This window comes from Tepidimonas fonticaldi, from assembly GCF_001675355.1.
In the GTDB taxonomy this organism is placed as follows: Bacteria; Pseudomonadota; Gammaproteobacteria; order Burkholderiales; family Burkholderiaceae_C; genus Tepidimonas; species Tepidimonas fonticaldi.
Map to the genome: position 1 here is coordinate 77,801 of NZ_LZDH01000065.1, position 13,665 is coordinate 91,465.

The following is a 13,665-nucleotide window of genomic DNA, read 5'->3' on the forward strand; positions in this document are numbered from 1 at the left end:
CACGACAGATCGCCTTCGGCCCTAAGCTCAGGCCTTCCGCCCACTGCGGGCAGTGTGGACGCTGCAGGAGGTTTTGCGCATGGACAGACGGTCGTTTTTGGGTGCCGGCATCGCCGCCACCGGATGGCTGGCCCTGGGGTCGGCGTGGTCGCAACAGGGCGCCCCCAATTTGGGGGCCCCCGCCCTGCCCTCGCCGGGCATGCGCCGCATCCGGCTCGGCGCCTTCGAGATCATCGCGCTCAACGACGGCGCCTTGCGCCGCCCGCTGGGTGAGGAGTTCGTGCGCAATGCCCCGCTGGAGCAGGTCAAGGCCCTGCTCGCCTCGCAGAACCTGCCCACCGATTACGTGGACATCCCGTTCACCGCCTTCCTGGCGGTGACGCCGGCAGGCAAGTTCCTGTTCGACACTGGCTTTGCCGACAACGGCCCGCCCACGACCGGCCGCCTGCGCGACAACCTGGCGGCCGCCGGCTACCAGCCGGAAGACGTCGACCACGTCGTGATCAGCCACTACCACGGAGACCACATCAACGGGGTGCGCCTCAAGGACGGCCGCCTCACCTTCCCCCGCGCCAAAATCCACGTTCCGGCACCGGAGCACGCGTTCTGGATGGACGACGCGCGCATGGCCGGCGCGCCGCAGGCGATGCAAGGTGCCTTTCAGGCCGTGCGACGGGTGTTCGGCGGTCTGCCGCCCGACCGGCTGGTGCCTTTTCAGCCCGGCGCGGAGCTGGCACCCGGCATCCGGGCCGAAGCGGCCTTCGGCCACACGCCCGGCATGTGCGTTTTCACGCTGCGCTCCGAGGGCCAGGGCTTCATGTACATGGCCGACACGGCCAACATTCCGTCCCTGTTCGTGCGCAACCCGGACTGGTCGGTGGTGTTCGACATGGATGCGGACCTGGCCCGGCAGACGCGGCGCCGCATCTACGACCAGATCATCCGCGACAAGCTGATGGTGGGAGGCTTTCACTTCCCCTTCCCCGCCCTGGGGCACATCGAGGCCGCCGGCAGCGGCTATCGGTTCAATCCGGTGGCTTGAACCTGGGCCGGTCTACATCGCCTTGAAGCGGGCGGCGTACAGCCGGCTGACACCCACGCGCTGCGCCAGTCCGTGCAGGCGCAAGAAGAGCCGCCCGGACTCGTCTCGCTCGGCCACGTCGATGGCGTCCGCCCGCACCACCGTACCCCGATGCACCTGCCAAAACTCGTGCGGGTCCAATCGGGGCAGCAGGTCCTTGAGCGGCATCCGGATCAGGTATTCCCGGTCTGCGGTGAGCACGCGCACATACTTGTCGGCGGCGTCGAAGGCGAGCACGTCGGCAATCGGTACCGGCCGTACCGTAGCGCCCGGCGTGCCAGGCAGAGCGCACATCAGGGTTCGCAACGGGGTGCGGTCGGCGCCGCTCGTCGACGTGGCACTGGTCGGCCCGCGGGCCCCGACCAGGGCGCTGGCCAGGCTGGCGAGGCGCTGCAGGGTTGCCTCCAGCACCGCCTCTCGCTCCGCGACCGTCACGGGGCCGTCGAAGGTGAGGCCGGGTCCGAGTGCGCGCCCTCGGCCCCAGTCGCGCAGTTTGTCCACCGTCTTGCGCAGGCGCTCCGGCTGCACCGGCTTGAGCAGGTAGTCGATGGCCTGGGCCTCGAACGCCTGGACCGCATACTGGTCGTAGGCGGTGACGAAGACCACGGCCGGAAACGGCCGTGCCCCCGGCCCGGCCGTGGGCCAGCGCTCGGCCAGCGCCGCCGCGGCCTCCAGCCCACTCTGCCCTGGCATGCGGATGTCAAAAAACACCACATCCGGCATCGATTCCAGCGCCTGTTCGACGGCAGACAACCCGTCGGACACCACCGCCACCACCCGCAGCTCTGGCCATACACGTGCCAATTCGGCCTGCAGGCTGGCCGCCAGCAACGGTTCATCCTCGGCAATCAGCGCGGTCGGCGCGGCAACGTTCCCCATGGACTTTCCTCTCCCTCAAAGCGCCAGGGACGGGCGCACGCCATCCCCGGACGTCGGCGGCCGCACCGGCAGGCGTACACGCGCCACCGTGGTCGGTCCGGGCTCGGCCAGCAGTTCCAGTCCCGCCTGGGCACCGTAACAGGCGGCCAGACGCGCCCGCACCTGTTCCAGGCCAAAATGCGTCCCCGTCGATGCCGCGGGCGGTGCGTCGCCACCCGCCGGATCAAACCGCCCTCCGGAGTCGCGCACCTCGATCACCAGCATGCCGTCGGGCCCGTCCACCGCCGCACGGACCTCGATCCATCCCCCTTGCACCACCGGCTCCAGCCCGTGGCGGATGGCGTTCTCCACCAGGGGCTGCAACAGCAACGGGGGTACCGGCACAACCTGCAGCGCCGGGGGCAACAGCAGACGAAAACGCAACCGGTCGCCCATGCGCACCTGCATCAGCTCCAGATAATCCTGCACCCGCTCGAACTCCTGCGCCAGCGGGTGCCAATCGGTGCGCGATCCGCTCAGCGTCGCGCGCAAATAGCGGTTCATCCGATCCACCATGCGCTGCGCCGCTGCCGGGTCCACCCCGATCAAGGCGCGCAGGTTGGCCAGGGTGTTGAACAGCATGTGGGGGTCGAGCTGGGCCTCCAGCAGCTTGAGGCGGGCTTCACTCGCCTGCCGCTGTGCCTCGACCTCGGCCAGACGCGCGCGGGCCAACAACTCGCGCGCCACGAACACGTAGGTGGCCACGCCGCCCGCCACCAGCGAAATCAGCAACATGCGCAGCGTCGTCGTTGGCGCCGCGCGCCAGGTGTGCCCGAGCGGATGACCCAGCAGGCCGTCGGCCACGATGCTGCCAACGGCGTAGCCCAACGGCACGGCTGCGATCACCCACGCCGCCGTCGGCAGCGGTCGGATCGCACCGCCAAAGCGTTGGGACATCCCGTACAGCCCGCCATCGATCAGTGCCCAGATGCTCAAGCCGATGCACTGCGCAGCAAGCAGATTGCCCCACAGGCCGTAGGCGTCGCCGCGTGGCAACAAAACCCCGATCAGGGCATTGAACGCCACGACCACCAGCAAGCGCACCGGCCACCGGGGACGACGGGAACGGGTCAACCAGGCCATCACGGCAGTATGCCCAAGCTTGTGCGTGCGTGGGACACGGACACACGCCACACGCGCCTCGCGGGCCAACCCCGTCCCCGGCATCACACCCAGCCGCTGTGGGGGCCAGCCCGATCCGCAGCCAGGGCCAAGCGCCACAAGCGGGTCGCACGAGCGGCAAACACCCCGCTGAAGCCACCGTACAGCGCGCTGACCAGCGGGACGAAGACCGCGTCGAGCGCCAGTGCCGGCTGCACGGACAATGCCGCCGCGACGGCAAACTTCGCACAAAACACGCCCATCATCAGCAGCATGGGGACGACGCTGCCGGGCATCACCAACCGGCGTCGCGCCGCGTCATAGCGAATTGGCGAGCTGGCAGGCTGGCGCACGAACCAGACGAACAGCACCACCGCGCTGCCCAGCCACAACAGCACCGCAACGGCCGAGGGCCCGAAGGCGGACAGCACCCCCTGGAGTGACAGGCCGGTCATCGCCATGGCCAATGCGGTCACGCGCATGAGGCTGAGTTCGTGGGTGAGCATCTGCCGCAAGCCCAACCAGATCAACAGCCCCAGCACGGCGAATACCCATGCGGGGGTGTGCGTCAGAATTTGCCATCCCATGACGGATCTCCTTTCAAAACGGTCGCTTGATAACAGGGGCCAAGGTCACAGCCAGCCCAGCCACTGGCCCCAGACCAGTTGGCCCAGGTAGCGCGACGGCAGCAGGGTGAAGCCACCGGCGACGATGCAGGCGCCGACGTACAGTTGCTGCATGGCCAGCCGGTGCCCGGCGATGTTGCGCCGCGCCAGTTGGCGAAAGGCCACCCACAGCCCACCCGCGGTCACCGGAATCAGCAGGTGGATGGGCGTGTACCCCGCCACATTGGGCAGTTCGAAATCGCGAATGAACAGCGCCGAGATAGCCGTGACGATCATCAAGGTGACCCATGCGTACCCGAAGGCACGGTGCAGGCGGGGGCGCGCGGCGCCGGCTCGGCGCGTCCACAAGGCGACCGGGCCAATGACCACGGCGGCCAGCGCGGCGCTGAGATGAATGGCGATGGTGGGGGTGAGTTGCATGACGCAGGCTCCTGGTTGGGTCACGATGTGACGCGCACTGTGCCGACCTGCGCCGGCGACCGCCAGCCGTATGCGACAGAATGCCGGCCACGGGCGCCAAACGCCTTCGCGTCGGCGTGAAATGCCGGCATGACCCTCAGCCTTCTTGCGTTGTCCCCTCTGCATGGAAATGATTTTTTTGGTGCTGGCGCTGGGCGCCGGCCTGCAGGTCGCCAAGGTTCGCGAACAGCAACAGCGCATTCGCTTGCTCGGCCGCTACTTGCAGCCCTACCGTATCGAACGCCTGATGGAAACCCTGCTGGACGGTTACCTGCGCGCCCTGGGCGAGGACGACCCCGCCCGGCGCGACCAGATCTGGGCCCTGCTGACCACAGCCGAAACCGAGCTGCGGGACCAGGTCCGCCAACTGGCCGCCGATGTCGAGCAGATCTGGCCGGACGATGCCCTGGTCAGCACCCTGCCCATCGCGCTGCCGCGTGCGCACAAACTGTTTCCACGGGCCACCTTCGATCTGCGCCGCGCCCTGGCCATACACGCGGCGGGCATCGAGGCCGTCGTGGCCAACCAGGCCGGGCTGGCCCGACGGGATCAGGCCTACATGCTGAGCGCGGAAATGCTGCTGTTGCAGCACACCTGCCACTGGTTCTGCCGCTCGCGCACCGTGGCCACGGCGCGCATGCTGGCCCGGCACAAAACCGACCACGCGCAACTGGTGCAGGCGGTCTCCCCGCAAACGCGCGACGCTTACCGGCGGCTCATCGGGCGGTAACACGCATGGCCCACGTGCGCCGCGGGCTACTTGGGAGAGGGTCCGAGGGCGGCGTCGCGACGAGCGGTGCCGCCCCAATGCCAAAAACGGCACGCCGAATCACGACGAGCGGCGCCGTCCCAATGCCAAAAACGGCACGCCGAAAAACGAAAGCCCGCTCGCTGGCGGGCTAAGTTGTTGATTTTCCTGGTGGGTCGTGCAGGATTCGAACCTGCGACCAACGGATTAAAAGTCCGCTGCTCTACCGACTGAGCTAACGACCCACTTTGCCGCTACAACCGCGTTTGCCTGTTGTAGCGAAAGCACGCATTATAGCCGAAATTTCTCGCCTCTCCGGGGCCGATGCCCTGGCGCCGTCAGCCGCGGCCGGCCGCCACGGCATCCAGGACCCAACCCGCGGCACACAGGCCGAAGGTGGCCGTCACCGACACGCTGGAGCCGTATCCGTGGCAATTGAGCGACCCATCCCCTGCGCCGTCCACGGCGCACGCGGGATCCGGCGGCGCGACGGACTCCCGGCTGAAGACCGCCATCACGCCCATGCGCCCCTGACGCGGCGCACCGTGCCATTTGCGCAGGCGCTGGCGCAGCTGCGCGAGCAGCGGGTCGTGGGTGGCCTCGGCAATGTCGGCAATCTCCACCCGGTCCCCGCGCCGCTTGCCCCCTGCGGCGCCGGCGGTGATGAACAGGCTGCGCGTCTGCAGCGCCCAGGCGGCCATGGCGGCCTTGGCCGCCATCTGGTCGCAGGCGTCGATGACGGCGAAAGGCCCGTGGGCGCCTTGGTGCGCCTGCGCCTGGCGCAACAGGCCCGCCCAGTTGTCCGGAGTCACGAAGTCGTCGATGGCGCACACCTGGCAGCCCGGATGGATGGCCGCGATGCGGGCGCGCATGGCCTCCACTTTGGCCTGTCCATACGTGCCCTCCAGGGCATGGATCTGCCGGTTGGTGTTGGACTCGGCGACGTGGTCCAGATCGATCAGGGTGAGGCGGCCCACGCCACTGCGGGCCAGAGCCTCGGCCGCCCACGACCCCACCCCGCCGATGCCGACGACGATGACGTGCGCGTCGAACAGCCGCTGCGCGCCCTGCGGACCGTACAGGCGCCGCAGCCCCCCAAAGCGCCGTTCGACATCGGGCGCGTCCAGCGCCGGGGCGGCGGTGGCAGCCTCAGTCACGCTCGAGCAACCAGAGTTGGAAGCGCAACCCACCCAGGGCGCCGGTCACGATCCCGGCAAAGGCGATCGCGCTGGTGACGCTCAGCGTCGACAGACCCGACAAGCCCTGCCCCACGGTGCAGCCCATGGCGGTGACACCGCCCACCCCCATGCACAAGGCACCCACCAGATGCAGCGCCGTGTCGCGCGTGCCGGCAAACCCTTCCCAGCGGAACGACCGGCTGACCACCGCATGGGCAAACGCCCCCGCCACCACCCCCAACACCGACACCACGCCCAGGGTCAGCACCTTGTTCTTGTCGCTGAAATAAATCAGCCAGTCGAGGGTATACGCCATGGGCGCGGTGAAGGTCAGGGCCTCCATGCGGCCGCTGTTGGTCGCCAGAAAGACCGGCTCCAGCGTCTCCGGGTGCTCCGCCACGAAACCGAGCCGGCCCGACACCCACCACATCCCGACCACCGTGGCCCCGATGCCCAGCCCGGCCAGCCACGCGTCGGGGGACCGGCGGAAGCCCTCGCCCAACGCAGCCCACACCATCAGCGCCAGCCCCAGGCCCCCGCCAATCACCCACGCGGCGGTGGAGGCGTCCCAGCCCAGCAGGGGGGCCAGCCAACTGGGCAGTGCGCTGCCCGGCTGCATCTCGATGGCGATGCGATCCACCGTGCTGTCGCGCAGCACGGCCGTGATCCCGCGCAGGGTCGCAAAGGCCGCCACCCCCATGACGAAGAACACGACCACGGCCTTGAGGCTGCCGCCCCCGATGCGCACCAGCGTCTTGCTGCCGCAGCCCGAAGCCAGCACCATGCCAAAACCGAACAGCGCCCCGCCCACGAGCGCGGACAGCCAGATCACGCGCCCGCTGTAGTAAATCGTCTGGGTGGGGTCGATCCACCCCAATGCCGCCATGGCGTGAAAGCCCAGCATGGCCACCCCGATGGCCATGACCCACATGCGCATGCGGGTCCAGTCGCCCATGTTCACGATGTCGCTGATGGCCCCCATGGTGCAGAAATGGGTGCGGTGCGCGACGGCGCCAAAAAGAGCCGAAACGGCGAAGGCCGCCCAAAGGACGGTGGTGTACAGGGATTGGAAAGCAGCAAGATCCATGGTGCGAGAGCGTTTGCGGGCCCGATTCTACGGGCCCGCGTCCGCCAGGGTGCGCGGAGGCCTGCCGCAGGGCGGCCGCCGCGCGGGCGCCCCCTGGGTTCACCGCAGACGCGCCAGACGCTCGCGGGCGGTGGCCGCGGCCTCGGTATCGGGGTAGCGCTTGATGAGCGCCTGCCACGTGGCGCGCGCGGCCTTGGGGTCTTTGAGTTCGAGCTGGCAGCTCGCGATGGCGAGCATCGCCTCGGCCGCCCGAGGGTGCTCCGGCGACTGGTCGATCAGCCGCTGATAGCTGTCGATGGCCGTGCGGTACTGGCGGTCGGCATACAGGGCGTTGCCCTGCCAGTACAAGGCCAACGGCGCGTAGCCACTGCCCGGGTAGCGCGCCAGAAAATCCCCATACAGCTTGGCCGCTCGCGGAAAATCCGACGCCCGCAGGGCCGCCATGGCGCCCTCGAAGGCGGTTTTCTCGTCCGGGCGTGCGGTGAATTCGGTGCCGTCCACCGTGACCTTGGTGGGCTCCAGCGCGCGCAGGCGCTCATCGAATGCGGCCAGGGCGTCGCGCTGCTGGCGCTGCAGATCCGCCAGGTCGCGCGCCAGGCGCTCCTGCTGCCCCCGCAGCGTCGCCAGCTCGCGGCGCACCGCTTCGATTTGGTTGACGACATCGAGCACCCCGCGGCGCGCGGTGTCGCCGCCGGACTGCAGCTCCTGCAACTGGCGCTCGGTGGCTTCGAGGGCTTGGCGCTGGGCCTCCACGCGGCTGCGCAAATCCAGGATGGCGCGGCGCGCCTCGTCGTCGCTGAACAGCGCATGCGCGGGCAGGGCCGCCGCGGCGAGCACGGCGCCGCCCACCCAGGCGGCCAGCGCCGTCCGCCAGCGGCGCACCGGCAAACGTCCTGCGGCGGCGGACCGGGCGAAGCGGGTATGGCTCATGGCGCGGAATCAGCGGTAGGCCAGCTCGACACGGCGATTTTGGCTCCAGGCCTCTTCGCCGCTGCCCTGCACCGCCGGCTTCTCCTTGCCGAAGCTGACCGCCTCCATCTGTGTCTCCTGCACGCCCATCAACGCCAGAGCACGGCGCACGGCGTCGGCGCGTTTTTGGCCCAGGGCCAGGTTGTACTCGCGCCCGCCGCGCTCGTCGGTGTGGCCTTCCAGGACCACGCGGCGCTGGCGATCGGCGTTCAGAAAGCGCGCATGCGCCTCCAGCGTCGCCACGAACTCGGGCTTGACGGTGTAGGAGTCGAAGTCGAAGTAGATGATGCGCGCGACATTGGCCGGCGGCTGCCCCACGCCGGGCTGCTGCGTCTGCACGGGCACCACGGTGCGGCTGTCCACCGCGCCGCTGCCCGCGCCACCGGCACCACCCCCCGCGCCGGCCGCACCGACCGGGGTGGGCGACCGATCGCTGACGGGGGCGCTCTCGTCCAGCTTGACGCTGGAGCAGCCAGCCAGCACGGAGGCGGCCAGCAGCGCCGCACCCGCGCGGACCGCGTGACGTTGCCAGAAGTGACGAACAGGGGTTTTCATGGTGGATTGCGGAAGTGAAAAAGTCAAAGAAAAAGAAGCCGGCCGGCGCGCCCGTGCCATCAGGCCAGGAACGGCCCCCAATCGGGCTCGCGCACGCTGCCCGCTGCCGCCAGCCGCGTCTTGATGCGTCCGTCCAGGGTGGTGGTCATCAGCGACTCGCGGCCCTGCACGCGCGTGGCATAGATGATCAGGCGGCCGTTGGGCGCAAAGCTCGGGCTTTCGTCGGCGTTGGTGTCGGTCAGCGAGGTGACGGTTCCGCTGGCCAGATCCATCAAGCGCAGGCGATACGCATCCCCGATGCGGGAGACGAAGGCCAACTGCCGGCCGTCGGGGCTGACCGCCGGGGAGATGTTGTAGCCCCCCTCGAAGGTGACGCGCGTGACCTCACGCCCATCCGGGGTCATGCGGTAGATCTGCGGCGAACCACCCCGGTCGCTGACGAAATAGACCGCCTTGCCGTCGGGGGCAAAGGCGGGCTCAGTGTCGATGCCGCCGGTCTGGGTGATGCGCTGCGGCTGGCCGCCGTCCAGGTCGAGCGCGTAGATCTGCGAGCTGCCCGCCAGGGTCAGCGTGGCGTACAGGCGCCGGCCGTCGGGCGACCACGCCGGCGCGCTGTTGGAGCCGCGGAAACTCGCCAGCAGCCGGCGCCGGCCGGTGGCGATGTCGTGCGCGTAAATGACGGGCTTGAGCGATTCGAACGACACATAGGCAAGCTGCGTGCCGTTGGGCGACCACGCGGGGGAGATGATGGGCTCGCGGCTGGTCAGGGCGGGCTGGGCATTCTCGCCATCGGCATCGGCCACCCAGAGCTGGTGACGGTCGCCGTTTTTGGTGACATAGGCGATGCGCGTGGAAAACACACCCCGCTCGCCAGTGAGCTTTTCGTACACGTAGTCGGCAATGCGGTGCGCCGCCAGCCGCAGGTCGGCCGCGCTCACGGGGTAACTCAGCCCCCCCAGGTCGGTGCCGCGCACCACGTCCCACAGGCGGAACCGGACGTCGAAACGGCCATCCGCCAGCCCGCGCACGCTGCCGGTGATCAGCGCATCCGCCCCCTGGGTGCGCCAGGGTCCGAGGTCCGGACGCGAGGCCTCGTCCAGCCCCGCGGGGCCGCCCGCAATCTGGCGGAGCTGGCCGCTGCGCACCAGGTCGGCCGCGACGATGGCCGCCACGTCCTGCGGCAGGCCGGAGGGCACCCGAAACGGCGCGACCGCGAACGGAATCTGCTGCACGCCGACGCCGGTCACCTCGACCCGGAACTGGGCGGCTGCCGGCGCCGACCAGGCGGCCAACGCACCGGCCGCAGCCGACGCGAGCAGCCCGCGGCGCGACAGCGGAGCGAACGACGGGGACGGCGCAGTGCCGCGTTCCAGACCGGACAAGGGGGTGCCGAAGCGATCGAGGAGCGTCATCGAAACGGTGGTTGGCGGTCGGACGATGAGACGAACACGCCACCGCGTCGTGCGCGGTGGGTGCGGGAAATCTGTGCGGGAAATGCGCGGTACGGCGGATAATACCGGAAGCGTCACCGTGGCCCTGGGTGTCGACCACCCCCAAGAAAGTTCCCGCCGCAACGGCCCCGCTCCACCGCCCGCCTTGTCGACCACAGCGCCCGACCCCTCCCCATCTGCCGCCGGCCCCGAAGGGGCCAGGGCTGGCGCGCGCGTGCGCGACCGGCTGCGGCGCCTGTGGCCGTACTTTCGCCCCGCGCGGGCGGGGGTGGGTATCGCCGCCCTGGGGGCCCTGTTGGCGGCGCTGACCGAGCCCGCCATCCCCGCCCTGCTGAAGCTGCTGCTCGACGAAGGGTTCATCGCGGGCGGCCTGCCCCTGTGGACGGTCCCCGTGGCGCTGATCGGCCTGTTCGCGCTGCGCGGGGTGGCCACCTTCGTCGCGCAGTACGGGCTGGCCTACACCACCAACGGGGGCATGGTGGCGCTGCGGCGCGCCATGTTCGAGCGGCTGGGCGAGGCGGACCTGCGCTTGTTCGCCGAACAAAACGCCAGCCGCCTGTCGAACACCCTGGTCTACGAAGTGCAAAACGGCGCTGGGCAGCTCGTCGGCGCGCTGCTGACCCTGGTGCGCACCGTGCTCACGATCGCCGCGCTGCTGGCCTATCTGCTGTGGCTCAACTGGCAGCTCACGCTGATCGTGCTGGCCATGTTCCCGCCGCTGTCCTGGGGCATGAAGGCGCTGTCGCGCCGGCTGTACGGCGTGACCCGACGCAGCCAGGCCGCCACCGACGAACTGGCCTATGTGGTCGAGGAAAATGTGCTGGCCCACCGGCTGGTGCGGCTGCACGGCGCCCAGGCACAGCAACAGCGGCGGTTTGCGGCCCTCAACGCCGCGCTGCGCGGCCTGGCGCTCAAGAGCACGGTCGCGGCCGCGGCCATGACGCCGCTGTCGCAGATCCTGGCGGCCACGGCCTTGTCGGCCGTCATCATGGTGGCGCTGCACCAGGCCTCCGGCGGGGTATCGGTCGGCAGCTTCGTCGGCTTCGTGACGGCGATGTTGATGCTCGTGACGCCGATTCGCCAGCTTGCGGACATCGCCACCCCGATCACGCGCGGGCTGGCTGCGCTGGAACGCGGGGTGGCGCTGATCGAGGACACGCCGGTGCAAAGCGGCGGGCAGCACGACGGCGGGCGGGCGCTGGGGCGCATCAGCCTGCAGGACGTGTGGGTGCGCTATGCGGGCCAGCCGGGCGCGGCAGTGCGCGGCGTGTCGCTGGAGATTGCGCCGGGCGAGGTGGTGGCGTTCGTCGGCCCGTCCGGATCGGGCAAGACGACGCTGATCAACCTGCTGCCGCGCTTCGTCGCCCCCAGCCACGGCACCGTCCGGCTCGACGGCGTGGATGTGCGCGAGTGGGATTTGCGCGCCCTGCGGCGGCAGTTTGCGATCGTCAGCCAGGACGTGGTCATGCTCAACGACACGGTGCTGACCAACGTGGCGCTGGGCGACGACCACCCCGACGAGGCGCGCGTGCGCGCCGCGCTCGAGGCGGCCAACCTGGGCGACTGGTGGTCGACACTGCCGCAGGGCCTGCAGACCGTCGTGGGCCACAACGCGGCCCAGTTGTCCGGCGGGCAACGCCAGCGGCTCGCCATCGCGCGCGCGATTTACAAGGATGCGCCGGTGCTCATCCTGGACGAAGCCACCTCCGCCCTGGACAACGAATCCGAGCGCCTGGTGCAAGAGGCCCTGGGCCGGCTGATGGCCGGGCGCACCACGCTCGTGATCGCGCACCGCCTCTCGACCATCGCCCATGCCGACCGCATCGTCGTGCTGGAGGCCGGGCGGGTGATCGAGCAGGGCCGCCACGGGGAACTGCTGGCGGCCGGCGGGCTGTATGCCCGGCTCTACGCCCAAGGCAGCGGCGGCTGGCTGGACGATGGCGAAAGCCCCGTCGTCGCCGCCGAAGACGCGGCCTGAGCCGCCGACCGCCCGCTCACATCAGCACGATGTCGTACTGCTCCTGCGTCATGGTGCTTTCGCTCTGCAGCGAAATGGGCTTGCCGATGAAGTCCGACAGCCCCGCGAGGTGTTGGCTTTCCTCGTCCAGGAAGCGCTCGACCACCTGCGGCGCGGCGATGATGCGGAACTCGCGCGGGTTGAAGGCGCGCGCCTCGCGCAGGATCTCGCGCAGGATGTCGTAGCAAACGGTGCGCGTGGTGCGCACCCGGCCGCGCCCGTCACAGGCCGGGCAGGTTTCGGTCAGCATCTGCGCCAGCGATTCGCGTGTGCGCTTGCGCGTCATCTCCACCAGCCCCAGTTGCGAGAAGCCGCCGATCATCGTCTTGACGCGGTCGCGCGCGAGCTGCTTGCGCAGCTCGGCCAGCACGGCGTCGCGGTGGTCGTCGCGCACCATGTCGATGAAATCGATGATGACGATGCCGCCCAGGTTGCGCAGCCGCAATTGGCGCGCGATGGCCTGGGCCGCTTCCAGGTTGGTGCGAAAGACCGTGTCGTCGAAGTTGCGCGCCCCGACGAAGCCGCCGGTGTTGACATCGATCGTCGTCAGCGCCTCGGTCTGGTCGAACACCAGATAGCCGCCCGATTTGAGATCGACGCGGCGCCCGAGCGCGCGCTCGATCTCCTCGTCCACATGGTATTGGTCGAAGATGGGCCGCTCGCCGCGGTAGAGGACCAGCCGGTCCGCCACCTGCGGCGTGTACTCCTGGGCAAACGCCTGCAGGGCCGCAAACTGCTCGCGCGAATCCACCTGGATGGAGCGCGTCTGCGGCCCGGCCAGATCGCGCAGCACCCGCTGCACCAGGGTCAGGTCCTCGTGCAGCAGCGCGGGGGGCGCCACCTGCACCGCCCGCTCGCGGATGCGGGCCCAGGTCTTGCGCAGGTAGGCGATGTCCTCGGCCAGTTCTTCGTCGCTGGCGTCCTCGGCATTCGTGCGCAGGATGAAGCCGCCTCCGCCGTCGCCCACCAGGGCGAGCAGGCGTTGGCGCAGCGCCTCGCGCTGGGCCGGCGGGATTTTCTGCGACACGCCGACGTGCCCGTCCTGGGGCAGAAACACCAGCAGCCGCCCCGCGATGCTGATCTGCGCGGTCAACCGCGCGCCCTTGGTGCCGATCGGGTCCTTGAGCACCTGCACCAGGATCGACTGCCCCTCGAACACCTGGCGCTCGATGGGGGGCATGCTGGGGGCCTCGGGCTCGCCCGCGCGCGCCGGGGCATGGCGGGCGTTGATCTGCGGCAGCAAATCGGCCACGTGCAGAAACGCCGTGCGCTCCAGCCCGATGTCGATGAACGCGGACTGCATGCCGGGCAGCACCCGCTGCACCCGCCCGACATAGATATTGCCCACCAGACCGCGCTCCAGCGCGCGCTCCAGCAGCACCTCCTGCACCGCCCCCTGTTCGATCAGAGCGACGCGGGACTCCTGCGGGGACCAGTTGATGAGGATGTCGTGCTGGGCCATGGTGGCCGACAGC

The 13,665-nt window shown here is 69.8% G+C and carries 13 protein-coding genes and 1 tRNA gene; 3 read left to right on the forward strand and 11 right to left on the reverse strand.

The features are described from left to right. Window positions 1–79: 79 nt before the first annotated feature. Window positions 80–1,042 carry an MBL fold metallo-hydrolase gene (locus tag A9O67_RS10620; RefSeq protein ID WP_068610627.1) on the forward strand — a complete coding sequence of 321 codons (963 nt, stop codon included), beginning with the start codon at window positions 80–82 and terminating at the stop codon, window positions 1,040–1,042. 12 nt (window positions 1,043–1,054) lie between these two features. Here A9O67_RS10620 and A9O67_RS10625 read toward each other — a convergent pair whose 3' ends face one another. The 4 genes from A9O67_RS10625 to A9O67_RS10640 form a co-directional block, all read right to left on the reverse strand. After that, on the reverse strand, window positions 1,055–1,960 hold the full coding sequence (locus A9O67_RS10625; RefSeq protein ID WP_068610146.1) for a LytR/AlgR family response regulator transcription factor: 906 nt from the start codon (window positions 1,958–1,960) through the stop codon (window positions 1,055–1,057). Window positions 1,961–1,975: 15 nt separating this feature from the next. Then, window positions 1,976–3,073 carry a sensor histidine kinase gene (locus A9O67_RS10630; RefSeq protein ID WP_231960325.1) on the reverse strand — a complete coding sequence of 366 codons (1,098 nt, stop codon included), beginning with the start codon at window positions 3,071–3,073 and terminating at the stop codon, window positions 1,976–1,978. A gap of 92 nt (window positions 3,074–3,165) precedes the next feature. After that, complete coding sequence (locus tag A9O67_RS10635; protein WP_068610150.1) at window positions 3,166–3,687, reverse strand: DUF6622 family protein; 522 nt, start codon at window positions 3,685–3,687, stop codon at window positions 3,166–3,168. Between the two features lie 45 nt (window positions 3,688–3,732). Next, a complete protein-coding gene (locus A9O67_RS10640) occupies window positions 3,733–4,146 on the reverse strand; it encodes a DUF2306 domain-containing protein (protein WP_068610152.1) in 414 nt (137 codons plus the stop codon). 163 nt (window positions 4,147–4,309) lie between these two features. Between A9O67_RS10640 and A9O67_RS10645 the strand changes: the two genes are divergently transcribed. Next, window positions 4,310–4,915, forward strand: coding sequence for a hypothetical protein (locus A9O67_RS10645; protein WP_068610154.1), 606 nt, complete (start codon window positions 4,310–4,312; stop codon window positions 4,913–4,915). A 187-nt stretch (window positions 4,916–5,102) separates the two neighbouring features. Here A9O67_RS10645 and A9O67_RS10650 read toward each other — a convergent pair. The 6 genes from A9O67_RS10650 to tolB all read right to left on the reverse strand — a co-directional run bounded on the left by A9O67_RS10650 (window position 5,103) and on the right by tolB (window position 10,134). Beyond that, window positions 5,103–5,178: transfer RNA gene (locus A9O67_RS10650), tRNA-Lys, on the reverse strand. A gap of 93 nt (window positions 5,179–5,271) precedes the next feature. Further along, window positions 5,272–6,090 (reverse strand): tRNA threonylcarbamoyladenosine dehydratase, encoded by an 819-nt coding sequence (locus A9O67_RS10655; protein ID WP_068610157.1) that lies wholly within the window; start codon window positions 6,088–6,090, stop codon window positions 5,272–5,274. Further along, window positions 6,083–7,198, reverse strand: coding sequence for a YeeE/YedE family protein (locus A9O67_RS10660; protein WP_068610159.1), 1,116 nt, complete (start codon window positions 7,196–7,198; stop codon window positions 6,083–6,085). Before A9O67_RS10660 ends, A9O67_RS10655 begins: the two co-directional genes overlap by 8 nt. A 99-nt stretch (window positions 7,199–7,297) precedes the next feature. Then, window positions 7,298–8,128 (reverse strand): tol-pal system protein YbgF, encoded by an 831-nt coding sequence (ybgF, locus tag A9O67_RS10665; RefSeq protein WP_068610161.1) that lies wholly within the window; start codon window positions 8,126–8,128, stop codon window positions 7,298–7,300. A 9-nt stretch (window positions 8,129–8,137) separates the two neighbouring features. Next, window positions 8,138–8,722 (reverse strand): peptidoglycan-associated lipoprotein Pal, encoded by a 585-nt coding sequence (pal, locus tag A9O67_RS10670; RefSeq protein WP_068610163.1) that lies wholly within the window; start codon window positions 8,720–8,722, stop codon window positions 8,138–8,140. A 59-nt stretch (window positions 8,723–8,781) separates the two neighbouring features. Continuing rightward, complete coding sequence (gene tolB, locus A9O67_RS10675; protein WP_068610166.1) at window positions 8,782–10,134, reverse strand: Tol-Pal system beta propeller repeat protein TolB; 1,353 nt, start codon at window positions 10,132–10,134, stop codon at window positions 8,782–8,784. 184 nt (window positions 10,135–10,318) lie between these two features. Here tolB and msbA point away from each other — a divergent pair, with 184 nt between their 5' ends. Then, the gene (gene msbA, locus A9O67_RS10680) at window positions 10,319–12,151 is read left to right on the forward strand and encodes a lipid A export permease/ATP-binding protein MsbA (protein ID WP_408033414.1); all 1,833 of its coding nucleotides are present in this window, start codon (window positions 10,319–10,321) and stop codon (window positions 12,149–12,151) included. A 16-nt stretch (window positions 12,152–12,167) separates the two neighbouring features. Here the strand turns inward: msbA and rng are convergent, their stop codons facing one another. Further along, on the reverse strand, window positions 12,168–13,652 hold the full coding sequence (gene rng, locus A9O67_RS10685) for a ribonuclease G (RefSeq protein ID WP_068610170.1): 1,485 nt from the start codon (window positions 13,650–13,652) through the stop codon (window positions 12,168–12,170). Between the last annotated feature and the right edge of the window lie 13 nt (window positions 13,653–13,665).

Coding starts and splice junctions, on each gene's coding strand:
- tolB (WP_068610166.1), bottom strand. CDS start 10,134: ATGACGCTCCTCGATCGCTTCGGCACCCCCTTGTCCGGTCTGGAACGC.
- A9O67_RS10635 (WP_068610150.1), bottom strand. CDS start 3,687: ATGGGATGGCAAATTCTGACGCACACCCCCGCATGGGTATTCGCCGTG.
- A9O67_RS10620 (WP_068610627.1), top strand. CDS start 80: ATGGACAGACGGTCGTTTTTGGGTGCCGGCATCGCCGCCACCGGATGG.
- A9O67_RS10645 (WP_068610154.1), top strand. CDS start 4,310: ATGGAAATGATTTTTTTGGTGCTGGCGCTGGGCGCCGGCCTGCAGGTC.
- A9O67_RS10625 (WP_068610146.1), bottom strand. CDS start 1,960: ATGGGGAACGTTGCCGCGCCGACCGCGCTGATTGCCGAGGATGAACCG.
- A9O67_RS10640 (WP_068610152.1), bottom strand. CDS start 4,146: ATGCAACTCACCCCCACCATCGCCATTCATCTCAGCGCCGCGCTGGCC.
- pal (WP_068610163.1), bottom strand. CDS start 8,722: ATGAAAACCCCTGTTCGTCACTTCTGGCAACGTCACGCGGTCCGCGCG.
- ybgF (WP_068610161.1), bottom strand. CDS start 8,128: ATGAGCCATACCCGCTTCGCCCGGTCCGCCGCCGCAGGACGTTTGCCG.
- A9O67_RS10660 (WP_068610159.1), bottom strand. CDS start 7,198: ATGGATCTTGCTGCTTTCCAATCCCTGTACACCACCGTCCTTTGGGCG.
- rng (WP_068610170.1), bottom strand. CDS start 13,652: ATGGCCCAGCACGACATCCTCATCAACTGGTCCCCGCAGGAGTCCCGC.